This window comes from Methylobacterium variabile (assembly GCF_001043975.1).
GTDB classification, from domain to species: Bacteria; Pseudomonadota; Alphaproteobacteria; order Rhizobiales; family Beijerinckiaceae; genus Methylobacterium; species Methylobacterium variabile.
In genome coordinates, this window is sequence record NZ_LABY01000059.1 from 21,538 (window position 1) to 43,929 (window position 22,392).

General features: G+C 72.1%; 17 protein-coding genes and 2 tRNA genes. 9 read left to right on the forward strand and 10 right to left on the reverse strand.

The genetic code is table 11. The features are described from left to right. The first annotated feature begins 54 nt into the window (after positions 1-54). The 5 genes from fliL (at position 55) to VQ02_RS09875 (ending at position 7,033) form a co-directional block, all read left to right on the forward strand. Complete coding sequence (fliL, locus tag VQ02_RS09855; protein WP_048444010.1) at positions 55-567, forward strand: flagellar basal body-associated protein FliL; 513 nt, start codon at positions 55-57, stop codon at positions 565-567. Between the two features lie 27 nt (positions 568-594). Further along, positions 595-1,809, forward strand: coding sequence for a flagellar motor switch protein FliM (gene fliM, locus VQ02_RS09860; RefSeq protein WP_048444011.1), 1,215 nt, complete (start codon positions 595-597; stop codon positions 1,807-1,809). Positions 1,810-1,861: 52 nt separating this feature from the next. After that, on the forward strand, positions 1,862-2,491 hold the full coding sequence (locus VQ02_RS09865; protein WP_048444012.1) for a DUF6468 domain-containing protein: 630 nt from the start codon (positions 1,862-1,864) through the stop codon (positions 2,489-2,491). After that, complete coding sequence (locus VQ02_RS09870; RefSeq protein ID WP_342447817.1) at positions 2,488-3,516, forward strand: MotE family protein; 1,029 nt, start codon at positions 2,488-2,490, stop codon at positions 3,514-3,516. The genes VQ02_RS09865 and VQ02_RS09870 overlap by 4 nt, the downstream gene beginning before the upstream one ends. A 124-nt stretch (positions 3,517-3,640) precedes the next feature. Then, positions 3,641-7,033: a hypothetical protein gene (locus tag VQ02_RS09875; RefSeq protein WP_048444013.1), complete on the forward strand. Its 3,393-nt coding sequence runs from the start codon at positions 3,641-3,643 to the stop codon at positions 7,031-7,033. A gap of 198 nt (positions 7,034-7,231) precedes the next feature. Here the strand turns inward: VQ02_RS09875 and VQ02_RS36850 are convergent, their stop codons facing one another. From VQ02_RS36850 to VQ02_RS09915, 9 genes are all read right to left on the reverse strand, one after another. Next, a complete protein-coding gene (locus tag VQ02_RS36850) occupies positions 7,232-7,372 on the reverse strand; it encodes a hypothetical protein (RefSeq protein WP_157080559.1) in 141 nt (46 codons plus the stop codon). 143 nt (positions 7,373-7,515) lie between these two features. Further along, entirely contained in the window at positions 7,516-7,713 is a 198-nt protein-coding gene (locus tag VQ02_RS09880) for a hypothetical protein (protein ID WP_157080560.1), read from the reverse strand. 165 nt (positions 7,714-7,878) lie between these two features. Further along, positions 7,879-7,963, reverse strand: a tRNA-Leu gene (locus tag VQ02_RS09885). 396 nt (positions 7,964-8,359) lie between these two features. Beyond that, a tRNA-Leu gene (locus VQ02_RS09890) sits at positions 8,360-8,444 on the reverse strand. Positions 8,445-8,538: 94 nt separating this feature from the next. Beyond that, entirely contained in the window at positions 8,539-9,954 is a 1,416-nt protein-coding gene (leuC, locus tag VQ02_RS09895) for a 3-isopropylmalate dehydratase large subunit (RefSeq protein ID WP_048444015.1), read from the reverse strand. A gap of 209 nt (positions 9,955-10,163) precedes the next feature. Continuing rightward, on the reverse strand, positions 10,164-11,054 hold the full coding sequence (locus VQ02_RS09900; RefSeq protein ID WP_048444016.1) for a carbohydrate ABC transporter permease: 891 nt from the start codon (positions 11,052-11,054) through the stop codon (positions 10,164-10,166). 16 nt (positions 11,055-11,070) lie between these two features. After that, positions 11,071-12,015, reverse strand: a complete 945-nt coding sequence (locus VQ02_RS09905; RefSeq protein ID WP_048444017.1) for a carbohydrate ABC transporter permease — start codon at positions 12,013-12,015, stop codon at positions 11,071-11,073. Between the two features lie 357 nt (positions 12,016-12,372). Continuing rightward, complete coding sequence (locus VQ02_RS09910; RefSeq protein WP_048444018.1) at positions 12,373-13,683, reverse strand: ABC transporter substrate-binding protein; 1,311 nt, start codon at positions 13,681-13,683, stop codon at positions 12,373-12,375. Between the two features lie 89 nt (positions 13,684-13,772). Further along, a complete protein-coding gene (locus VQ02_RS09915) occupies positions 13,773-14,864 on the reverse strand; it encodes an ABC transporter ATP-binding protein (RefSeq protein ID WP_048444019.1) in 1,092 nt (363 codons plus the stop codon). 276 nt (positions 14,865-15,140) lie between these two features. Between VQ02_RS09915 and VQ02_RS09920 the strand changes: the two genes are divergently transcribed. Both VQ02_RS09920 and VQ02_RS09925 read left to right on the forward strand, forming a co-directional pair. After that, entirely contained in the window at positions 15,141-16,097 is a 957-nt protein-coding gene (locus tag VQ02_RS09920) for a 2-hydroxyacid dehydrogenase (RefSeq protein WP_209436995.1), read from the forward strand. Positions 16,098-16,117: 20 nt separating this feature from the next. Then, a complete protein-coding gene (locus VQ02_RS09925; protein WP_053080302.1) occupies positions 16,118-16,870 on the forward strand; it encodes an AprI/Inh family metalloprotease inhibitor in 753 nt (250 codons plus the stop codon). 55 nt (positions 16,871-16,925) lie between these two features. Here the strand turns inward: VQ02_RS09925 and metG are convergent, their stop codons facing one another. Then, positions 16,926-18,605 carry a methionine--tRNA ligase gene (gene metG, locus VQ02_RS09930; RefSeq protein WP_048444020.1) on the reverse strand — a complete coding sequence of 560 codons (1,680 nt, stop codon included), beginning with the start codon at positions 18,603-18,605 and terminating at the stop codon, positions 16,926-16,928. A gap of 352 nt (positions 18,606-18,957) precedes the next feature. Here metG and VQ02_RS09935 point away from each other — a divergent pair, with 352 nt between their 5' ends. Together VQ02_RS09935 and VQ02_RS09940 are read left to right on the forward strand one after the other, a co-directional pair. Continuing rightward, the gene (locus VQ02_RS09935; RefSeq protein ID WP_048444021.1) at positions 18,958-20,448 is read left to right on the forward strand and encodes a carboxypeptidase M32; all 1,491 of its coding nucleotides are present in this window, start codon (positions 18,958-18,960) and stop codon (positions 20,446-20,448) included. 222 nt (positions 20,449-20,670) lie between these two features. After that, positions 20,671-22,350, forward strand: a complete 1,680-nt coding sequence (locus tag VQ02_RS09940; RefSeq protein WP_048444022.1) for a methyl-accepting chemotaxis protein — start codon at positions 20,671-20,673, stop codon at positions 22,348-22,350. Positions 22,351-22,392 lie beyond the last annotated feature (42 nt).

A 22,392-nucleotide genomic window follows, 5' to 3' on the forward strand; every position in this document is an offset into this window, starting at 1 on the left:
TCTGCGGGTGGGTCCCGATCACGGGTTGTTCTTCAGGTTTGGACGGCGGGCGCGATGGCCAGGAAGCCCAAGAAGGGTCAGGCACCAGCTCCGGAAGCCGAGGGCGAGGAGGGCGCGGCCCCCGCCGGCGGGGGCCGGAAGAAGCTCGTCATCATCGCTGCCGCCGTGCTGCTGGTGGCCGGCGCCGGGGGCGGCTTCATGGTGATGCGCAGCCGCGCCGCCCATGCCGAGAAGCCGGCCGTCGAGCAGAAGCTGCCGGTCGCCTTCATGGACATGCGCGAGATGACCATGAACCTGATCCCCGAGCCCGGGCAGACCCAGCCGCGCTTCGTGCGGCTGAAGCTCGCCCTCGAGGTGCGGGACGCCAAGGTGGCGTCCGAGATCCAGGCGCTGATGCCGCGGGTCGAGGACACGTTCCAGGTCTTCGTGCGCGAGCTGCGGGTCGGCGACTTCGAGGCGGCGGGCGGGACCTACCGCCTGCGCGAGGAGCTGCTGCGGCGCGTCAACGTGGCGGTCTACCCCGCCAAGGTCGACGCGGTGCTCTTCAAGGACTTCATCATCCAGTAGAATCCTCGAGCGGGATTTGGTGCTTCCGTGGCCGGACCTGACGACACCATCGACGACGACGACTGGGCCGCCGCGCTGATCGAGCAGGGCGGGGGCGGCGACGCCTCGCTCGCCGAGGAGTGGGGCGCGGCGCTGGCGGAGCAGGGCACCGCCACCCAGGCGAGCGACATGGCGGCCGAATGGGCCAACATGATCGACGAGGGCGAGGCCGAGAACCTCCCCGAGCTCGCCGGCAACGACCGCATCCTGAACCAGGAGGAGATCGACCAGGTCCTCGGCTTCTCGCTGAGGGAGCTCTCGGCCTCGGGCGCGGGCGGCATCCGGGCCATCGTCGATTCGGGCGTCGTCTCGTACGAGCGCCTGCCGATGCTCGAGATCGTCTTCGACCGGATGATCCGGTTGCTGTCGACCTCGTTGCGCAACTTCTTCCAGGACAACGTCGAGGTCACCCTCGACAACATCACCTCGGTGCGCTTCGGCGACTACCTGAACGCGATCCCGCTGCCGACGCTGCTCGGCGTGTTCCGGGCCGACGCGTGGGAGAATTCGGGGCTCGTCACGGTCGAGTCGAACCTCGCCTATTCGACCCTCGACCTGCTGCTCGGCGGCAAGCGCGGCGGCACCAGCATCCGCCTCGACGGGCGGCCGTTCACGCCGATCGAGATGCAGCTCGTGCGCCGCATGGTCGAGATCATCCTCGGCGACCTCGAGGCCTCGTTCCAGCCGCTCTCGCCGGTGCGCTTCCTCATCGACCGGATCGAGACCAACCCGCGCTTCGCCACCATCACGCGGCCGGCCAACGCGGCGATCCTGATCGACCTCAAGCTCGACATGGAGGGCCGCGGCGGGCTGCTCCAGATCCTGTTTCCCTACGCCACGATCGAGCCGATCCGCGATCTGCTGCTGCAGAGCTTCATGGGCGAGAAGCTCGGCCGCGACCACATCTGGGAGGGGCACCTCGCCACCGAGATCTTCCAGGCCGACGTCGCGGTCGAGGCGGTGCTGCACGAGATGTCGCTGCCCCTGCGCCGGGTGCTCTCGCTCGAGGTCGGCGACACCATCATGTTCGACGCCAAGCCCTCCGACCTCATCACCCTGCGCTGCGGCGACTGGGCGATGACGCAGGGGCGGATCGGACGCCTCGACGACAGCATCGCCGTGCAGGTGACCCGCCCCCTGCGCCGCGCCCGCACCACCTTCGCGGCCTTCGAGGCCTCGATGCAGAACCGCAAGGACGGCTGAGGTCGACCATGTCCCCCCTGAACCTGCCGCAGCCCCGGAGCGAGGCGACGCCGTGAGCCTGATCGTCAGCATCCTGGCCGACCTGCTGGTGGCGGTCCTGCTCGTCGCCTGCATCGTCACCTCCGTCGGCCTCGGCCGCCGCATCACCCGCCTCAAGGCCGACGAGGCGGCGATGCGCCAGACCATCGGCGACCTGATGGGGGCGACCGAGTCCGCCGAGCGGGCGATCGCCGGCCTGCGCACCACGCTCGCCGAGTGCGACCGGACGCTCGCCGAGCGCCTGCGCCTGGCCGAGCGCACCAACGCCGACCTCGCGGCCCAGCTCCAGGCCGGCGACGAGGTGCTCTCCCGCATCGGCCGCATCGTCGCCCAGGCCCGGGCGGCGGCGCCCACCGAGATGGCGGCCCCGGCCGCGTCCGCGCAAGCCGCCGCCTTCGCTCAAGCGTTCGCCCAGGCCCCAGCCGCGCAGGGCGCCGGCGCTCCGGCCGCGCAAGGTCCCGTCGTTCAAGGTCCCGTCGTTCAAGGTCCCGTCGCGCAGGCGCCCGCTGCTCCTGCGCCGGTGCCGCCGCCCGCGCCCGAGCCGCGGCCGGTCTCCACCAGCGAGCGCCTCGGCGCCGCCGCGGCCGCCGCCCGCGCCCTGAGCGAGCGGGCCCTGAGCCGCCTCCAGGCTCAGGCCGCATGATCCTCGGAGCGCTCCTGCGCCGCTTCGCCGGGCTGCCGGCGGCCGGGGCCGGCGCGCCGGCCCCGGCCGCCCTCGCGGACGCGAAGGCCGGGCCCGCCGCAGCCGCCGCGAAGGCGGCCCCCACGGTGGCTGCGGCCAATGCGGCGCCCAGGATGGCTGCATCGAAGCCGGCTGCATCGAAGCCGGCCGCGTCCGGGACCGCCGCGGCGCCCGGCACGCTGCCCGTCAGGGTTCCGCCGCCGCCGGCCTCCCTCGCCGTCCTGGTGCGGCGCCTCGTCACGACCCCGGCCTGGCGCGGGCCGATGATCCGCCTGCGCCTGGTCGATGCGGTGGCGGTCGCCGCCTCGGGGCTGCTGCTGCTGAAGGTTCTCGCCCTGCTCTCCGCCGGGCCGTCCACCGGCACCCGCTTCGCCGAGCTGCTGGTCCATGCCCGCTCCGGCTACGAGCCCACCGATCCGACGATCACCGGCTCGGTCTCGCCGAAGGAGGCGGCCAAGGAGCCGGCCGCCGCGGCGCCCTCGCCGGAGCCGCCGCGCCCGGCCGGCGAGCCGGCCCCGTCCGCCGAGCGGGCGATCCTGGAGAAGCTCGGCGCCCGGCGCGACGCCCTGCAGCAGCGCTCGCGCGACCTCGAGACCCGTGAGCAATTGATCGAGAACGCCGAGCGCAAGCTCGAGAGCCGCATCAACGACCTCAAGACCCTGGAGCAGAAGGGCGACGACGCGGCAGCCAAGCGCGCCGAGGCGGAAGCCGCGGGGCTCCGGTCCCTGGTGACGATGTACGAGACGATGAAGCCGAAGGAGGCCGCCCGGGTCTTCGACCGGCTGCGCCTCGACGTGCTGGTGCCGGTGGTGACCGGCATGAACCCGCGCAAGATGGCCGAGGTGCTGGCGGTGATGCAGCCCGAGGCCGCCGAGCGCCTCACCGTGGCTCTCGCCCAGCGCGCCCGGGGTGCGGGCGGGCCGAAGCCCGCCGGCGTCCCCGGCCTGCCTCCGGGCGAGCTGCCGGCGATCGACGGCGCGCGCTGACCCCGCCCCCGGTCCGTTCGCGAGCTTGGCCCGCCCGGCGCCCGATGCCGGCACGCGCCAGATTTAAGCCCTCGTTAGCCGTGTGGCGGCATGGTGCCGGCTCGGGGTTTTCGGGCGGATCGCGATGGGTTCGACGGGCAGGAGCCGCTGGTGTGCGGCGCTGATCGCGCTGGCGGGACTGGCCGCCGGCGCGAGCGCGGCCGCGGCGGCGCAGCTCGTCGCAATTCAGGGCAGCGAGCAGCGGAATTTCGGGCGCATCGCGCTCACCTTCGATCACAGCGTGAAGGTGTTCGCCAAGGTCACCGGCGGCGTGCTGGTGGTGAGCTTCCGCGAGCCGGTGACGGGCCAGCGCGAGCGCCTGGCCACCGAGATGCCGGCCTACGTGGCGCAGGTCCGCCGCGATCCGGACGGCGCCGGCCTGCGCGTCGCGCTCCAGGCGCCCTACAAGGTCAACGTGCTGGAAGCCGGTGAGCGGGTCTTCATCGACCTCATGCCCGAGAGCTGGACCGGCCTGCCGCCTGGCCTGCCGCCGGAGGTCCTGGCCGACCTCACCCGGCGGGCGGAGGAGCTGGGCGCGCGCCTGCGCCGGGAGGCCGCCCAGGCCCGGCGCACGGTGCCGCTGCGCCTGGAGGTGGCGCACCTGCCGACCCTGACCCGGCTCTCCGTCCGGCTGCCGCGGGAGACCGAGGTCGGCCTGGAGCGCACCGGCTCCGAGGTCCGCCTGCGCATCCCGGGCGCCTACACGGTCGAGGCCGCGGAGGCCCGCGCGGCCCTGCGACCGGCCGCGACGGCGCTTGCCGCCGAGACCGGTGCGGAGGCCGCCCGGCTCACCCTGAAGCTCGCCGAAGGCTACACCGCGGAGGGCTACCGCGAGGACGAGTCCTACGTCCTCGACCTCGCGAAGCCCGCGGCCGCGGCGAAGGCCGGCGCCGCGCCGCAGCCCGGCGCCAAGCCGCCGGGGGCCGAGGCGTCGCAGGCCGAGTCTCCCGCCGCGCCCCTCTCCCGGTCCCAGGCCGAGGACCAAATTCCGGCCCAGGCGCCGGTCCCATCGCCTGCCGCGGCGGAGCCGGCGCCCGTCGGGCCGGTCCAGGCGCGGATCGCCCGGGCCGGGCCGGGCCTGCGCATCGCCTTCCCGTTCGCCGCCCGGCCGCCCGCGGCCCTGTTCGAGCGCGGCGGGACCGCCACCCTCGTGTTCGAGACCACCTCCGCCATCGGCCTGCCCCCCCTGCCGGCGGGAGCGCCGGCGAGCCTCGCCGAGGGGCCGCGTGTGGAGGGCGCCTTCACGGTCCTGCGGCTGCGCCTCGATCCGGGCATCCTCGCCCAGCTCGCGGCGGGGGAGGGGCAGGGCTGGGACCTGGTGCTCGGCGACGGCAGCGCGCCGGGCGGCGACCTGCTCGCCCCGCAGCGCAGCGCCGATCCCACCGGCAAGCCCGCGGTGGCGGTGCCGCTGGCGCGCCCCGGCGGTGCGCTCTGGCTCGACCGCGACGGCGAGCGCATCGCCGTGGTGACCGCCCGGGGCCCGCGCACCGCCGGGGTCCCCAAGCGTGGCCGCTTCGTCGAGTTCGAGCTGCTGCCGAGCCGCCAGGGCGTGGCCGTCCTGGCGACGGCGGACGACGTGGCGGTGCGTCCCGGCCTTAACGAGGTGACGATCACCCGCTCCGGCGGCCTGTCGGTCTCGCCGGCGGTGGTCGAGGCGCCGGAGGCCGGCGCGCAGGCCGCCGCCGCCCTGATGGTGCTCCCCGAGCGCTGGCGCGAGGACCAGCGCGGCGACGTGCGCGCGCGCATCCGCGCCGCCGAAGTCGCAGCGGCGACGGCGGAGCGGCCGGCCCGCTCCGCCGCGCGCCTCGACCTCGCCCGGGTGCTCCTCGCCAACGGCTTCTCGGCGGAGGCCTCCGGCGTGCTCACCCACGCCGCCCGGGAGGACGCGGCCCTCGCGGCGGAGCGGCCGGTGCGGCTGCTCTCGGCGATCGCGGCGCTCCGCATGGGCCAGGACGCGCGGGCGGCCGGTTTCCTCAACCCCGACAGCAGGCAGGCCCAGGATGCCGAGATGCGGCTCTGGCGGGGCATCCTGGACGTGCGCGGCCGGCGCAGCGCCGTGGCGCTCGCCGCCTTCAAGGCCGGCCTGCCGGTGATCGAGGCCTATCCCGACGACCTGCAATTGCCGCTCTACCTCGCCGCCGCGGAGGCCGCCCTCGACGCCAAGGATCCGGCCTTCGCCCAGCGAGCCCTCACCGCCGTGGGCCCCCTCGCCGAGCGGCCCTTCGCCCGTGACCAGCTCGCCTTCCTGAAGGCGCGCTTCGCCGAGGCGATCGGCCAGGACGGCGAGGCCCGCCGCGCCTACCAGCAGCTCGCCGAGACCGGCGAGGCGCCGGTGGCCGCCCAGGCGACCCTGCGGGTGGTCGACCTCGGTCGCGCCACCGGCACGATGACGCCCGAGGAGGCGATCGATCGCCTGGAGCGCCTGACGCTGGTCTGGCACGGCGACGCGGAGGCCGAGGCCCTGGCCCGGCTCGGCCGGCTGTACGCCGGCACCGGCCGCTGGCGCGATGCCTTCGCGAGCGCCCGCAAGGCCAACCGCCTCTTTCCGGATCATCCGGCGACCCGGGGCCTGCACGACGACACGGTGGCCTTGTTCGCCGCCCTGTTCCTGTCGGACCGCGGCGCGAGCCTCGGGCGGATCGAGGCCCTGGCGCTGTTCTACGACTTCAAGGAGTTCACGCCGATCGGCCGCCAGGGCGACGAGATCGTGCGCCGGCTAGCCGACCGCCTCGTCGCCCTCGACCTCCTCGACGCCGCCGGCGACCTGCTGCAGCACCAGGTCGACAACCGCCTCACCGGGGCGGCCCGGGCGAGCGTGGCGGCGCGGCTGGCGACCGTCCGGCTGATGGAGGGCGAGCCGCTCAAGGCGCTCAAGGTACTGCAGAGCACGCGCCTGCCCGAGCTGCCGGCCCAGATCCGCGACGCGCGCCTGCTCCTCGAGGCCCGCGCCCTCTCCGACCTCTCGCGCACCGACCTGGCGCTGGAGCTGCTCGAGGGCAACGACGGGCCGGAGGCGGCGCACCTGCGCGGCGACATCCTGTGGGGCGCCCGCCGCTGGCGCGAGGCCGGGGAGGCGCACGAGGCGCTGCTCGGCACCCGCTGGCGCGAGCCCGCCCCGCTCTCGGACCCCGAGCGCGCCGACGTGATGCGGGCGGCGATCGCCTACGCGCTCGCCGAGGATACGTTGAGCCTCGACCGGCTGCGCACCAAGTACACCCCGAAGATGGCCGAGAGCCCCGACGCCCGCACCTTCGGCCTCGTCGCGGCACCGAACGCGTCGGGCACCGCGGCCTTCCGCAGCCTCGTCCGCCAGGCGACCAGCGCTGAGACGCTCACCGAGTTCCTGCGCGCCTACCGCGCCCGCTACCCCGAGAGCGCCGCGCCGGAGCGGCCGAAGGCGGGCCCGGACGGGACGCCGGCCCCGGGCCCCGGTCCGGCGCCCGAGGCCCGTGGCAACGGCGGGCCGGCGCCAGGCTGAGGATCTAGCGCCGGGCCGGGAACCCGCGGGCAGCTGCGACCAGGACCACGCCGGCGCTATCGGGCGCCGCCGGCCAGGAAGGGCCGCGATCCGCCCCCGTCACATGTGCATCGCGGGTTGGCCGGCCGCGAGGTCGTAGCCAGACTCGTCGGCCGGGTCGGAGAGGTAGGCGCAGAGCGACAGGTTGGCCAAAGGCGCTTAATCGCCGGCGAAGGCGCGGTGCTCGATCTGCTGCGCGCGGATGTCCAGGACGTCGTCCACCCACCCGCAGGTCGCGCAGCAAAGCTGGATCGGCTGCGCGACGCGGCTGAAGGGGCGCATGAAGCGATAGGTGGCCATGTGGGCGGATCAGTTTCTGGTTGCCCCAGAAATAGCCAGCGCAACACCTCGAAGTGCCCGGCCGGAAGCCCACGCGCGCGGCGGCACTCGTCCGGTCGACGGCCCGGGCCGATTCCCACTCGGTCCAGCCGGCCGGATCCCGATCAGACCTCGCCCTCGCCCGCCGGAGCGGACCGGGGCCGCGGCTCGTCCCCGGAGGTGCTGGTGCCCGGATCGAGGGCATCGGGCTTTCGCGCGCCGTCGTGGTCGGCCGGTGACACGCCGGCCTTGGCGGCTGCCGCATCCTCGTCGCGGCGGGTCAGGTGCGGTCTGGCGGTGAGCAGATCGTCGCTGCGCGGCATGAGCATGTCCTCCGGTCGATCCAGCCCAACGCGGGGCGGTCCGGACCGGTTCGGATCACGCGGAAAGTCGATTATCGCGGCGGCAATGGTCAGGAGAGGAGCGACTTCGCGATCGGATCAGATCTCGTCCTGCTCGGGGACGGCATCAACACCGCTGAGGGGTGTTGGTGCCCAGGAGAGGACTCGAACCTCCACGGCTTGCACCACTGGTACCTGAAACCAGCGCGTCTACCAATTCCGCCACCTGGGCCCGAAGCGCTGCTGGGCAGCGCCGCGGTACGGGTCGTTTAGTCGGCGGCGGAGGCGGCGTCAACGGGATTGAGCGGCGTCGGCAGAGGATGTGCACTGAGGGCGCGAGCAGGTGGGATCGCCGGACGCATGGCGACGACGCGGCGCGCAACCGGACCGCCCTTGAACCGCCAGCGGTCAGGGATCCAAGGTCCACTGCGCGGGTTCCGGGAGTCCGACGATGCCAGCGGCGCTGGGATTCGTGGAGGGCCGCATGCTCGGGCAGGGGAGAGGCAGCTGTCTTTGGGGTCTCGGCGCAGGCCTTGCCGCGCACCGGTCGCTCTCAGCCGTCGATCACGAACTCAGTCGTGTCAGGATTCACCGCATCGCGAGAAGCATCAACACCACTGAGAGGTGTTGGTGCCCAGGAGAGGACTCGAACCTCCACGGCTTGCACCACTGGTACCTGAAACCAGCGCGTCTACCAATTCCGCCACCTGGGCCCGAAGCGCTGCTGGGCAGCGCCGCGGTACGGGTCGTTTAGTCGGCGGCGGAGGCGGCGTCAACGCCGAACTCCGCCGCTCCGCGAAAAGGCCGTCAGGCCCCGGCCGGCCACTCGCGGATGTCGACGAAGTGGCCCGCGATGGCGGCGGCTGCGGCCATCGCCGGGGAGACGAGGTGGGTGCGGCCCTTGTGGCCCTGGCGGCCCTCGAAGTTGCGGTTCGAGGTCGAGGCGCAGCGCTCGTGGGGTTTCAGGCGGTCGGCGTTCATGCCGAGGCACATCGAGCAGCCCGGCTCGCGCCAGTCGAAACCGGCCTCGATCAGGATCCTGGCGATGCCCTCCTGCTCCGCCTGCTGCTTCACGAGGCCCGAGCCCGGCACCACCATGCCGGCGACGTTCGGGTGGATCTTCCTGCCCTCGACCATGCGGGCGACGATCCGCAGGTCCTCGATCCGGCCGTTGGTGCAGGAGCCGATGAACACCTTGTCGAGGGCGATGTCGGTGATCCGCGTGCCCGGCGTCAGGCCCATGTAGGACAGGGCCTTCTCCTTCGAGAGGCGCAGGTTCTCGTCCTCGATCGAGGCCGGATCCGGCACCCGGCCCTGAACCGACACGACGTCCTCGGGCGAGGTGCCCCAGGTCACGATCGGCGGCAGGTTGGCGGCGTCGAGGCGGATCTCGCGGTCGAAATGGGCGCCTTCGTCGGAAACGAGATCGCGCCAGTAGGCGACCGCCCGCTCGAATGCCTCGCCCTTCGGCGCCTTCGGCCGGTCCTTGATGTAGGCGAAGGTGGTCTCGTCCGGGGCCACCATGCCGGCCCGGGCGCCGCCCTCGATCGACATGTTGCAGATCGTCATCCGGCCCTCCATCGAGAGGCTCCGGATCGCCTCGCCGGCGTATTCGAGCACGTGGCCGGTGCCGCCCGCGGTGCCGATCTCGCCGATGATCGCCAGGATGATGTCCTTGGCGGTGACGCCGGCGGGCAGGCGGCCGTCGACGACGGCGCGCATGTTCTTCGCCTTCTTCTGGATCAGCGTCTGGGTAGCGAGCACGTGCTCGACCTCCGAGGTGCCGATGCCGTGGGCGAGAGCCCCGAAGGCGCCGTGGGTCGAGGTGTGGGAATCGCCGCAGACGATCGTCTGGCCCGGCAGGGTGAAGCCCTGCTCCGGCCCGATGATGTGGACGATGCCCTGCCGGCGGTCGAGGGCGTCGTAGTACTCGATGCCGAACTCGCGCACGTTCTCGGCCAGCGTGTCGATCTGCGTGCGGCTCTCGGGATCCTCGATGCCGAAGCTGCGGTCCGAGGTCTGGACGTTGTGGTCGACGACCGCCAGCGTCTTCTCCGGGTGGCGCACCCGGCGCCCGGCGAGACGAAGCCCCTCGAAGGCCTGGGGAGAGGTGACCTCGTGCACGAGGTGCCGGTCGATGTAGAGGAGGCAGGTGCCGTCCGGCTGACGATCGACGACGTGGTCGTCCCAGATCTTGTCGTAGAGGGTGCGGGGGGCAGTCATCGGGGTGTGTGCCTTGTCACGAAGACCTGTCGGTAAGAGCCGGGTTCCGTGTCGGCTGGCCCCGGCGCATCGTCATGTAACCGTCTCATCGGCAGGCGGGTAGGGCCTGCGGCGCCGCAAGGGGATGCAGGGGCCGCAAGCGTGCGGGGACCGGTCCGTCGTCCTGTCCCGCGCCTCCGGGCGCGGCCGGTCGGGGGCGCGGCGTGTCGCTATTCCTTGACCGCCCCGGTCATAGCCGAGACGTAGTGCTCGACGAAGAACGAGTACAGGATCACCAGCGGCAGCGAGCCGACGAGCGCGCCCGCCATCAGCGAGCCCCAGCGGTAGATGTCGCCGTCGACGAACTCGCTCACCACCGCCACCGGCACGGTCTTGTTGTCGGTCGAGGACAGGAAGGTGAGGGCGTAGATGAACTCGTTCCAGCACAGGGTCAGCGAGAAGATGCCGGCGGAGATCAGCCCCGGCACCGCCAGCGGCAGGATGATCTTGACCAGGATCTGCCAGCGGCTCGCCCCGTCGATCAGCGCGCACTCCTCCAGCTCGTAGGGGATGGTCTTGAAGTACCCCATCAGCAGCCAGGTCGAGAACGGGATCAGGATGGTGGGGTAGACCAGCACCAGGGCGAAGGGCGAGTCGTAGAGCCCGTAGGCCTGGATGATGGTGGCGAGCGGGATGAACAGGATCGAGGGCGGCACCAGGTAGGCGAGGAAGATCGCCGCGCCGACCGCGACCGCGCCCTTGTAGCGGATCCGCACGATCGCGTAGGCGGCGAGCACGCTGGCGAACAGCGACAGCACGGTCGCCGCCACCGAGATCATCATCGTGTTCCACAGCCACAACGGGTAGTGGGTCTGGAACAGGAGCTTCGAGATGTGCTTGAGCGTCGGCGAGACCACCCAGAACGGGTTGTAGGTCTCCATGTCGATGAGCTGCTCGTCCGGTTTGATGGCGGTGAGCGCCATCCAGTAGAACGGGAACAGCAGCACCACCAGGATGACGAAGAGCGGCAGGTAGACCGTGACGACGCGCTTCGGCAGCGTGTCGAGATAGGCCATGCCCTCGTTGTTGTCGGTGGTGTCGGTGGTCGTGGTCGCGGCCATCGTTGATGTTTCCTTCTCAGCCGGTCTGCCACTTGCGGTTCTGGAGGCCGAACCACGAGATCCCGATGGCGAAGATCAGGAACGGCACCATCGCGGTGGCGATCGCCGCACCCTCGCCGAGGTTCCCCGAGAGGATGCCGCGCTGGTAGGACAGGGTCGCCATCAGGTGGGTCGCGTTGACGGGACCGCCGCGGGTCATCGCCCAGATCAGCTGGAAGTCGGTGAAGGTGAACAGCACCGAGAAGGTCATCACCACGGCGATGATCGGGGTGAGCAGCGGCAGGGTGATGTGGCGGAAGTTCTGCCACGGCGTGGCGCCGTCGATCGTCGCCGCCTCGTAGAGCGAGGGCGAGACGGTCTGCAGGCCGGCGAGCAGCGTGATGGCGATGAACGGCACGCCGCGCCAGATGTTAGCGAAGGTCACGCAGATCCGCGCCATCGTCGGATCGCCGAGGAAGTCGATGTTGCGGTCGAGCAGGCCGAGATGGCGCAGCGACCACGAGATGATCGAGAACTGGCTGTCGAAGATCCACCAGAACGCCAGCGCCGAGAGCACCGTCGGCACGACGAACGGGATCAGCACGATCGAGCGGATCAGGGCCTTGAACGGCAGCCGCTTGTTGAGGAGCAGCGCCAGGTAGAGGCCGATCGCGAACTTCGCCACCGAGGCGAAGCCCGTATAGACCAGCGTGTTGAACACCGAGAGCCAGAAGACGCTGTCGTCCCACAGCCACTCGTAGTTCTCGAGCCCGACGAAGCTGCCGCCGCGCCCGATGCGGGTGTCGGTGAGCGAGAGCCAGATGCCCTTGCCGAGGGGATAGGCCAGGAACAGCAGCAGGATCGCGGCTGCCGGCAGCATGAACCAGAAGCCCAGCCATCCGCGGCTGGCCCGGAACCGGGCCCAGGCCGAGCCGGTCGTGGGCGCCGCCGAAGCGGGGCGGGCGAGGGCGATGTCGGCCACGGGGAGCCTCCTCCGGGTGTTGTTTGTATCTTGCCCCTGCGGACGGGGGTCGAAAACGAAGGGCTTTAGGAACTGTAGAGCGTGCTCGACTGCGTGGGGACAGGATAGACGCTCATCGTCACGCTTCACCGAGTCATCCCGGGGCAGCGCAGCGGAGCCCGGGATCCAGAATCGCAGGTGGTGCCCTGTCCCGGGACACCCGAGCGTCTGGGTGTGCCTTCGGCACTCCGGGCTCCGCTGCGCGGCCCCGGGGTTGACGAGGAGGGTGCGAGATCCGTCGAGCCGAGTCCCACGCCCTCACGACGAACCCGAGCAGCGGCCCTGCCCCGCCGATGGAAGAGCAGGGGCGCCGGGCCGTCAGGCCGACCGGAAGATCCGCTGCGCCTGCCGCTCGGCGGTGCGGATCGCGCTCTTCAGGTCCTCGCGGCCGGTGCAGTAGGAGGCGAACATGTCGACGACGACGAAGTCGGCGAGCACGGCGGCCACCTTCTCGCTCACCGGCGCGAGGCCGCCGGCGGCGAGGGTGCGGGTCGAGGCCTCGCCGAACACCTTGTTCTTCGGGTCGGCGGTCCAGATCGGGTTGTTGGAATAGGCCTTCAGCGGATGGCAGAGATAGCCCTGCGACGCCTCAAGCCAGGAATTGTAGTTCTGGGCCTCGAGCGCGAAGGCCATGAAGGCCTTACAGGCGTTCGGCGCCTTGGTGTAGGTGTAGGCCAGGATCGGGAAGGCGAGCTGGAACTCGGTCGGCTTGCCGGACTTGCCGACCGGATAGGCGGCGTGGTCCATGTCCGCCGCGATCTCCTTCTTCTCGTTCTTGGCCGCGGCGTAGATCGAGATGCCGTTGTTGGTGAGGTAGAGGTCGCCCGACAGGAACGCCTTGTTGTTGGACGAGTCGTTCCACGACACCGTGCCGGGCACGAAGGTCTCGTAGAGCGCCTTGACGTATTCGAGCGCCTTGGCGGTCTCCGGCGAGTTGATGACGATCTTCTCGTTCGCGTCGACCAGGTAGGCGTCGTGCGACCACAGCGCCCAGTGGATCCACGAGTTGGCGTCGCCGGTGGCGTGCCCCAGCGCGAAGCCGGCCGGGGTGTTGTTCTTCTTCATCGCCTTGCACAGCTCCAAGAAGCCGGCATGGTCTTCCGGGAACTTGGTGAAGCCGGCCTTGTTCATGGCCGAGATGCGGTAGTTGAGGTAGCCGCCGTTGAACGCCATCGGGATGGCGATCCACTCGCCCTTGACCTTGCCGTAGGCTTCCGCCGCGGGCAGCCAGCCGCCGTACTTCTTGCCGAGGTAGTCCGCGACGTCGCCGACCTTGAGGCATTTCGACGGGAACAGGGCCGGGAACGAGTACAGGCCCCAGACCATGTCCGGCCCCTGGCCGGTATTGGCCGCGACCGAGGCCTTGGGCTGGATGTCGTCGAAGGACTCGCTCGTCACGCTCACCGGCACGCCGGTCGCCTTGGTGAAGGCGTCGACGAGGCGCATGAAAGCCTCGTCCTCGGAGGGGATGAAGCGCTTCCAGCGCAGGAGCTTGAGCGAGGCGCCCTGTTCGGGCTTCCACTGGTTCTCCTGCGCCCAGGCGCGGGCGAAGCCCTCCAGGCCGGCCGCGGAGGCGAGGCCGAGGGCGGCGCCCCCCTTGAGGATCTGGCGACGGTCGAAGGCTGACATCGTGGCGTCTCTCCCGGGATGGTTTCGTGTCGTTGGGCAGTGTGGCCGGCCCACGGGACAGCGTCCCGCGGGCCGGCCGGAAACTTCGCTCAGTTCAGGCGGCGGCCGCTGTCGGCGTCGAACAGGTGGACGAGGCCGGGATCGGCCGTGATGCTGATCCGCTCGCCCGGGCCGGCGCCGATGCGGTCCCGGAACACGCAGGCGATGTCGCGGGCGACCTCCTTGGAGATGTCCTGCGTCCCGGCGCCCGGCGGGCGCACCAGCACCATCGTCTCGGAGCCGGTGGGCTCCACCACCGCCACCTCGACCGGGACCCCGCCCTCCGACAGGCGCACGTGCTCGGGCCGCAGGCCGTAGACCGCCGGCATCCCGTCGGCGGGGCGCGCCCCGCGGGTCGGCAGCGGCAGGGTCAGGCCGCCGTCGGTGCGGAACGAATCGCCCGCCACCTTGCCCTTGAGGAAGTTCATCGCCGGCGAGCCGATGAAGCCGGCGACGAACAGGTTGTCGGGCCGGTCGTAGAGCTCGAGCGGCGCGCCGATCTGCTCGACCACGCCGTCATGCATCACCACGATCTTGTCGGCCATGGTCATGGCCTCGATCTGGTCGTGGGTGACGTAGACCGTGGTGGTGCGCAGGCGCTGGTGCAGCTCCTTGATCTCCGCCCGCATCGCCACGCGCAGCTTGGCGTCGAGGTTCGACAGGGGCTCGTCGAACAGGAACACCTGCGGGTCGCGCACGATCGCCCGCCCCATGGCGACGCGCTGGCGCTGGCCGCCGGAGAGCTGGCGCGGGTAGCGGTCGAGGAGCTTCTCCAGCCCCAGGATTGCCGCGGCGCGGTTCACCCGGGTCGCGATCTCCTCCTTGGCGGCCTTCCTCAGCTTGAGCGAGAAGGCCATGTTGTCCCGCACCGTCATGTGCGGGTAGAGCGCGTAGTTCTGGAACACCATGGCGATGTCGCGCTCCTTGGGCGGCACCGCGTTGACGACCCGCGAGCCGATCCGGATCTCGCCCGCCGTGATGTTCTCGAGCCCGGCGATCATCCGGAGCAGGGTCGACTTCCCGCAGCCCGAAGGGCCGACCAGGATGACGAACTCCCCGTCCTGAATGTCGATCGAGACGCCGTGCAGGATCGGGGTGGCCCCGAACGATTTGCGCACGTTCCTGATTTCCAGCCCGGCCATCGGCTCCTCGTGTTCGTGTTCTAGTCAGGACAAGGCCGCGCGCGGCGCGCGGGCCGGAACGGCAGCGCTGCCACAGGCAGGCGACGAACACACGACAGGCGGGCCCTCGGTGGGGCGTCTGGCGCTCATGGGGGTGTTTCCTCAACCCGTAGAACGGGGCGGCCTGTCTTGCCGCCTCTCGTGTTGGCGGCCATCATCGGGCGCGCGGAGCGCAAGATCAAGCGCCTCCGCCATGCGCCCATCGTCGGATGCGCAAGAAACCACCGGGAGACAGGCTTGAAGTCCACAGACGTGCTGATCATGCGGCTGATGATGCCGCTGGTGACCGACAGCCTGGAGAGGCTCTTCACCCTCCACCGCGGCGACAAGGCCGAGGACAAGGAGCGCTTCCTCGACGAGGTGGGCCCACGGATTCGCGGCATGGCGGTGAGCCACGTCCACGTGAACGATGCGCTCCTCGACCGGCTGCCGAAGCTCGAGATCGTCGCCAATTTCGGCGTCGGCTACGACACGATCGACGCCGCGGCCTGCGGGCGGCGCGGCGTGATGGTCACCAACACCCCGGACGTGCTGACGGACGAGGTGGCCGACCTCGCGGTCGGCCTGCTGCTCGCCACCGTGCGGCAGATCCCGCAGGTCGACCGCTACCTGCGCCAGGGCAAGTGGCTGGAGAAGCCCTATCCGCTCACCGGCACCCTGCGCGGGCGCACGGTCGGCATCCTCGGCCTCGGCCGCATCGGCCGGGCGATCGCCCACCGCCTCGTCGCCTTCGGGATGCCGATCGCCTATCACGGCCGCACCCGGCAGGCGGACGTGCCCTACACCTACTATCCGTCGCTCCTCGAGATGGCGAAGGCCTGCGACGTGCTGATGGTGGTGGCGCCCGGCGGCCCCGAGACCAAGAACATGATCGGCCGCGAGGTGCTGGAAGCGCTGGGGCCCGAGGGCGTGCTGATCAACGTCGCCCGCGGCACCCTGGTGGACGAGGACGCGCTGGCCGCGGCGCTCGCCGACGGCACGATCCAGAGCGCCGGCCTCGACGTCTTCGCCGACGAGCCGAAGGTTCCGGACGCCCTGATCGCCCAGGAGCACGCGGTCCTGTTGCCCCATGTCGGCTCGGCCTCGATTCACACGCGCAACGCAATGGGCCAGCTCGTCGTTGATAACCTGACCTCCTGGTTCCAGGGCAAGGGTCCGGTGACCCCCGTGGCCGAGACACCCTGGAAGGCCTGACCCTACGAGAGACCCGAGCCATGTGCCTGCGCCGCCTCCTCCCCGTCCTCGGTCTGGCGATCTGGGCGGGGGGCGCGGCGGCGCAGGATCTAGGCCCGCCCCGCGAGGCCGCCGGGGCGGCCGGGCCGTGGGAACTGGCCCTCGACGGCAGCTTCCGCCGCTGCGGCCTGATGCTGGCGGCGGAGGCCGGCCCGGTCGGCCAGGCCCTGCGATTTCCGGCCGGCTGCCGGCGGGCGCTCCCGGTGGTCAACGGCATCGCGGGCTGGCGCCGGGAGGGCGATCTGATCCAGTTCCTCGACCGGGAGGGCCAGCCGGTGCTGGCCTTCGCAGGCCCGGACGGCGAGGGCCCCCGCAGCGCCGAGGCCCCGAGCGGCGAGCGCTACAGCCTGGCCCAGGCCGGCGCGCGGCCGGCCGCCCCGGAGGCGCCGCTGGTGACGCCCGCGGCCCTGTCCTCCCCGCCGATCCCCCGCGACACCTGGGCCGGCGCCCCGGCGAGCGCGACCGCCGTCGCCGGCCTCTACACCCTCGACCGCTTCGTCGAGAAGGACGTCTGCCGGGTCGCGCTCAAGTCCGACGGCGCACAGGTGCAGGAGGGCTGCCGCGACCCGGGCCTCGCCCTGTTCGACCCCACGGCCTGGCACTACGATGCCGGGCGCCTCGTTCTCGTCGCGCGGCGCGGCCACAGCGTCGAGCTGATCCCGGTGGGGGAGGGGCGCTGGCGCCGCGACCCGGAGATCGGGACGACCTTCGTGCTGCGCCGGGTGGAGCCGTGAGCGAGCGGCTGCTCCCGCCTCTCTCCGCACCCCGAGGAGGGCGCATCGCGCGCCCTTAGCGACGGGATGGGCGGAGATCCTCGGCGCGGAGCTTCACGACCGGCTCGAAGGACGGGGCCAAGGGAGCGCCGGAGTTCCGGTCGCCCAGGATCAGGCGTTCGACGTCGCTCGGCCATGCCGGCACGTCCGCGGCCCTCCCGCCGACCGCGGCGATGGCCGAGGAGGCGAGGCTCGGAACGATGCTCCAGGCCACGGCGGCGCAGACCTCAATGAGGCCCAGCGCGACGCGGGTGGTGACCGCCGCCCGGGGGCGGTCGTGCCGGAGCGTCGACCACGGCGCGGCATCCTGGACGTAGGCGTTCGCCCGGGTCCAGAGCGCCCGCGTCTCGGCCGCCGCGCGTCGGAATTCCCGTGCTTCGTGATGCCGGCGGATCGCGGCCACGCGCTCCCCGGCCTCCGCCGCCAGCGTGCGCTCGGCCGGGCCCGGCTCTCCTCCGGTCGGGACGCGCCCCTCGAAGGCCGTCGCCGCGAAGCGCGTCACCCGCTGCACGAGGTTGCCGAAGACGTCCGCGAGGTCCTTGTTCACGTCCGCCACGAACCGCTCGGCCCGGAAGTCGACATCGGCGCCCTCGGGCGCGTTCGCGATCAGCCACCAGCGCCACAGGTCGGCGGGCAGCGCCGCGAGGGCCGCCTCGCAGGAGAGGCCGCGCCCCTGGCTCGTCGAGAACCTGCCGCCCTCGTGGGTGAGCCAGTGGAAGCCCTTGATCACGTCGGCCGTGTGCCACGGCTCGCCCGAGCCGATCAGGGTGCAGGGGAAGCTCACGGCGTGGAAGGGCACGTTGTCCTTGCCCAGGAACTGGACGTAGTGGGTCTCGCGCGCCGCCTCGCCCCACCACCAGTCCCGCCACTCCCGGCCCCGGGCGGCGGCCCAGTCCTGCGTGGCGGCGATGTAGGCGATGGGCGCGTCGAACCAGACGTAGAACACCTTTCCCTCGAAGCCGGGGCACGGCACCGGCACGCCCCACGACAGGTCGCGGGTGATGCAGCGGTCCTTGAGGTCGGCGGTCAGCCAGCTTCGCGCGAGGGAGACGACGAAGGGCGGCCAGCCCGCGCGGGTGTCGAGCCAGCCGTTCAGGCGGTCCACGAGGGCCGACTGCCGCAGGAACAGGTGGCGGCTCTCGCGCAGCTCCAGCCGGGTGTCGCCCGAGAGCGCCGAGCGCGGCGCGACCAGGTCCACGGGATCGAGCAGGGTGCCGCAGGCGTCGCATTGGTCGCCCCGCGCATCCGCGTCGCCGCAATGGGGACAGGTGCCGAGCACGTAGCGGTCGGGCAGGTAGCGGCCGTCCGCGGGCGACCAGATCTGCGGCACGCTCCGCTCGGCGATCAGCCCGGCCTCGTCGAGGCGACGGTAGAAGTGCTGGGTCAGCGCGTGGTTGGACGGGGCGGAGGAGCGGCCGAAATGGTCGAAGCTCAGCCCGAAGCGGCGGTAGGTGTCCGCCTGACGGGCGTGCTCGCCGTCGCAGAAGCGGCGGGGATCGAGCCCGGCCCGCGCCGCCGCGATCTCGGTGGGCGTGCCGTGCTCGTCGGTGGCGCAGATGAAGAGCACGTCGCTGCCGATCTGGCGGTGGAAGCGCGCGTGCACGTCGGCGGGCAGCAGGGAGCCGACGAGGTTGCCGAGATGCTTGGCGCCGCTGACATAGGGCAGCGCGCTGGTGACGAGGATGCGGCGTGACATGGGGGCGTCCCGTGCGGAGAGGGTGGACGCGCCGAACCCGTCGATACGAAAAAGCCCTCCCGCTCGGCACGGAAGGGCTGGGTTCGGCGCTCTCGCCTGTCGCGCGCTGGCGCGCGTCACCCTCTCCGGCCGGACCTCGCGCGGTCGGGCCGGGTCATTCGCAGGGTGATGGCGAAGAACGGGCGCATCAGGGAAAACTATCCTGCCGGCGGGGCGCGATCAAGGAGGAGCCGGGCCCTTCGAGCGCCAGGTCTCTTCCCCGGCCGCGGCTGATCCTTGCTGCGATCCTTGCCAGGCCACCGGCCGGTGTCGGACAACCCGGCGACGATTCCCGCCCGACCAGGATCTTGCCATGCAGGCCTACCGCGCCCTCGAAGCCACCTTCGCCCGCATCAGCGCCCTCGAGGACGCCTCCGGCATCCTCGGCTGGGATGCCCAGACGCTGATGCCGGACGGGGCGGCGGAGGGGCGCGGCGACCAGATCGCGGTGCTGCGCGGCCTCGCCCACGACCTCCTGACCGATCCCGCCACCGCCGACCGCCTCGCCGCGGCCGCCGACGAGGACGGTCTCGACGACTGGCAGCGGGCGAACCTCGCCGAGATGCGCCGCGCCTACATCCACGCCGCCGCGGTGCCGCGCGACCTCGTCGAGGCGAGTTCGCGGGCGGTGTCGCGGGCCGAGATGACTTGGCGCGAGGCCCGCCGCACGGCCGATTTCGCCCTCCTGAGGCCGGACCTCGCCGAGGTGCTGCGGCTCCAGCGCGAGATCGGCCGGGCGAAGGGAGAGCGCTTGAGCCTCTCCCCCTACGACGCGCTCCTCGACAGCTACGACCCGGGCCTGCGCCAGGCCGACATCGACCCGCTCTTCTCGGTGCTCGAGGCCGAGCTGCCGGACCTGATCGCCGCGGCGCGGGCGCGCCAGGAGGCGGCGGGACCCGCACCCGTGGCGGCGGGGCCGTTTCCGGTCGAGGCCCAGCGCCAGGTCGGGCTCGCCCTGATGCGGGCGGCGGGGTTCGACTTCGCCCGCGGCCGCCTCGACGTCAGCCTGCACCCGTTCTGCGGCGGTGCGACCGACGACGTGCGCATCACCACCCGATACGACGAGACCGACTTCGCCCGCGCCCTGATGGGCGTGCTGCACGAGACCGGCCACGCCCTCTACGAGCAGGGCCGCCCCGCCGCCTGGCGCCGCCAGCCCGTGGGCGCCGCCCGGGGCATGAGCCTGCACGAGAGCCAGTCGCTCACCCTGGAGATGCAGGCCGGCCGCAGCCGCGACTTCGTCGCCTACCTCGCACCGCTGGTGCGGGAGGCCTTCGGCGGCACCGGGCCGGCCTGGGAGGCCGACGCCCTCTACCGCAACTACACCCGGGTCGAGCCCGGCTTCATCCGGGTCGACGCCGACGAGGTGACGTACCCGGCCCACATCCTGCTGCGCTACCGCCTCGAGCGGGCGCTGATCCGGGGCGAGATGGAGATCGACGACCTGCCGGGGGCGTTCAACGACGGCATGCACCGGCTCCTCGGCCTCAGCGTGCCGGACGACGCCCGGGGCTGCCTGCAGGACATCCACTGGCCCGGCGGCGCCTGGGGCTACTTCCCGACCTACACCCTCGGGGCGATGATGGCCGCCCAGCTGTTCGAGGCCGCCTGCGCGGCGGAACCAGACCTGCGCCCCGGCCTCGCCCGGGGCGATTTCGCGCCGCTCGTCGGCTGGCTGCGCGCGAACGTGCACCAGAAGGGCAGCGCGCTCGGCACGCAGGAGATCCTGACGCTGGCGACCGGGCGGCCGCTCTCGGCCGACATCTTCCTCGGCCATCTGCGCCGGCGCTACCTCGATGCATGAAGTTCGACTTGAAGATTAGGAATAAATTGCTAATCAAAGATCTGTGCGGGGCGATAATAAGCAAATCTTCGCACCGATCTTCGCGCCTTCGCACAATTCAGCGGCAAATTGGTCGGAAAATACATGAATTCGTCATATTGATGCTTAGACGGCTTCATTTAAGGCCGCGTAAGGTTCTGTCGTCGTAGAGGCGCGGCATCAGAACAATTCCCGGTGCGTCCCATGCGCTTCACCCTGGGCAAGAAGCTCGGCATCGTCGTCGGGCTGCCGATCCTCGTCGCGGCCGGCATCGCCGCTTTCGCGATCTCCCTCTCGCACAACGAGCAGCGACGCGCGGGCGCCGTGGAGGCGGCCTGGGAGGCGGCCCTGCACACCCGCACCCTGGCCCAGCTCATCGAGCACGTCGTGGTCACGGTGCAGGCCCTGGTGGCGGCCGAGGACGTGGCCGAGGCCAAGCAGCGCTTCGGGGCGCTGCGCGGGGCGCTCGAGGCGCTCGAGGCGGAGCGCCCGGCCTTCTTCGCCGCGCTCGGACCCTACCTCGACGAGGGCGAGGCGAGGGCGCTGTCGCTCACCTTGCAGGAATTCCTGGCCTACCAGCGCGACACCGCCGAGCTCGGCCAGACCCTGTCGCCCAAGGCGGCCCAGATCCAGGCTGCCGACGAGGCGACGATCCGGAGCCGAGAGCGGATGGTGGCCCGGATCCTCACGCTCGGCGACGCGGTGCTCGAGCGCCTCCAGTCCGAGCGCGAGGCCGTGCGGCAGGCGCGCCGCCAGGAGGCGGTGGCCCTGGTCGCGGTGCCGGTCCTCGGGCTCATCCTCGCGGTCGCCGGCGCCCTCTGGGTGAGCCTGTCGCAGGTGCGCCGTCCGCTCCATCGCCTGCGCGGCACGATGCAGGCCCTCACCGCGGGGGACCTCGCGGTCGCCGTGCCCTTCACCCGGCGCCGCGACGAGATCGGCGAGATGGCCGCCTCGCTCGCGGTGTTCCAGGCCGCCCTGCGCGAGCAGGCGGCGGCGCAGGCGGTCGAGCGGGCCCGCGCCGGGGTCGAGCTGCGGCGGGCCGAGCGGCTGGAGGAGGCCTGCCGGGCCTTCGAGGCCCGCGCGTCGCAGGCGGCCGAGGCGCTCAACGCCTCGACCCGCGAGATGGAGCTCACCGCCGACGTGCTGTCACGGGCGGCCCACGAGGTCGAGCAGCAATCCGGCGCGGTCACCGGGGCCTCCGGCGTCGCTGCCCAGGCGGTCGACGCGGTCGAGGGCGCGTTCCGGCACTTCGCCCAATCCGCCGCCGGCGTCGGCGGCCGGGTCGGCCGGGCGAGCGAGATGGCGAGCGCGACCCTGGCGCGCAGCCAAGCCACCGCCGCCACGGTGCAGCGCCTGGTGAGCGCATCGGGCGAGATCGGCGAGGCGGCGGACCTGATCTCGTCCATCGCCGGGCAGACCAACCTGCTCGCGCTCAATGCCACCATCGAGGCGGCCCGGGCCGGCACCGCCGGCAAGGGATTCGCGGTCGTCGCCGCCGAGGTCAAGGCCCTCGCCGGCCAGACCGCGGCCGCGACCGACCGCATCGCCGCCCAGATCGCCGCGATCCAGGGCGCGACCCGGCACACCGCCCAGGAGATCGGGACGATCATCGAGGCGGTCGCCGAGACGAGCCGCCTCGCCGACGAGATCCGCGGCGCGATGCAGGACCAGGAGGCGACGAGCGCCGGCATCGGCCGCAACATCGACCGCGCCAGCGCCGAGGCCCGCAGCGTCGCGGCGAGCATCGACCAGGTCCGGGCCGCCTCCCTGGCGAGCGCCGCCCAGTCGGATCAGGTCCGCGCCGTCGCCGAGGTGCTGGCGCAGAACTCCGCCCTGCTGGCGGAGTCGGTCACGGCCTTCCTGGGCGAGGTCCGGGCGGCGTGAGGTTCGGATCGCGCCCCGTCACCGCCGCTTACTCCCGGCGGG

Coding starts and splice junctions, on each gene's coding strand:
- fliL (WP_048444010.1), top strand. CDS start 55: ATGGCCAGGAAGCCCAAGAAGGGTCAGGCACCAGCTCCGGAAGCCGAG.
- VQ02_RS09870 (WP_342447817.1), top strand. CDS start 2,488: ATGATCCTCGGAGCGCTCCTGCGCCGCTTCGCCGGGCTGCCGGCGGCC.
- VQ02_RS09875 (WP_048444013.1), top strand. CDS start 3,641: ATGGGTTCGACGGGCAGGAGCCGCTGGTGTGCGGCGCTGATCGCGCTG.
- VQ02_RS36850 (WP_157080559.1), bottom strand. CDS start 7,372: ATGGCCACCTATCGCTTCATGCGCCCCTTCAGCCGCGTCGCGCAGCCG.
- VQ02_RS09880 (WP_157080560.1), bottom strand. CDS start 7,713: ATGCCGCGCAGCGACGATCTGCTCACCGCCAGACCGCACCTGACCCGC.
- leuC (WP_048444015.1), bottom strand. CDS start 9,954: ATGACTGCCCCCCGCACCCTCTACGACAAGATCTGGGACGACCACGTC.
- VQ02_RS09900 (WP_048444016.1), bottom strand. CDS start 11,054: ATGGCCGCGACCACGACCACCGACACCACCGACAACAACGAGGGCATG.
- VQ02_RS09910 (WP_048444018.1), bottom strand. CDS start 13,683: ATGTCAGCCTTCGACCGTCGCCAGATCCTCAAGGGGGGCGCCGCCCTC.
- VQ02_RS09915 (WP_048444019.1), bottom strand. CDS start 14,864: ATGGCCGGGCTGGAAATCAGGAACGTGCGCAAATCGTTCGGGGCCACC.
- VQ02_RS09925 (WP_053080302.1), top strand. CDS start 16,118: ATGTGCCTGCGCCGCCTCCTCCCCGTCCTCGGTCTGGCGATCTGGGCG.
- metG (WP_048444020.1), bottom strand. CDS start 18,605: ATGTCACGCCGCATCCTCGTCACCAGCGCGCTGCCCTATGTCAGCGGC.
- VQ02_RS09935 (WP_048444021.1), top strand. CDS start 18,958: ATGCAGGCCTACCGCGCCCTCGAAGCCACCTTCGCCCGCATCAGCGCC.
- VQ02_RS09940 (WP_048444022.1), top strand. CDS start 20,671: ATGCGCTTCACCCTGGGCAAGAAGCTCGGCATCGTCGTCGGGCTGCCG.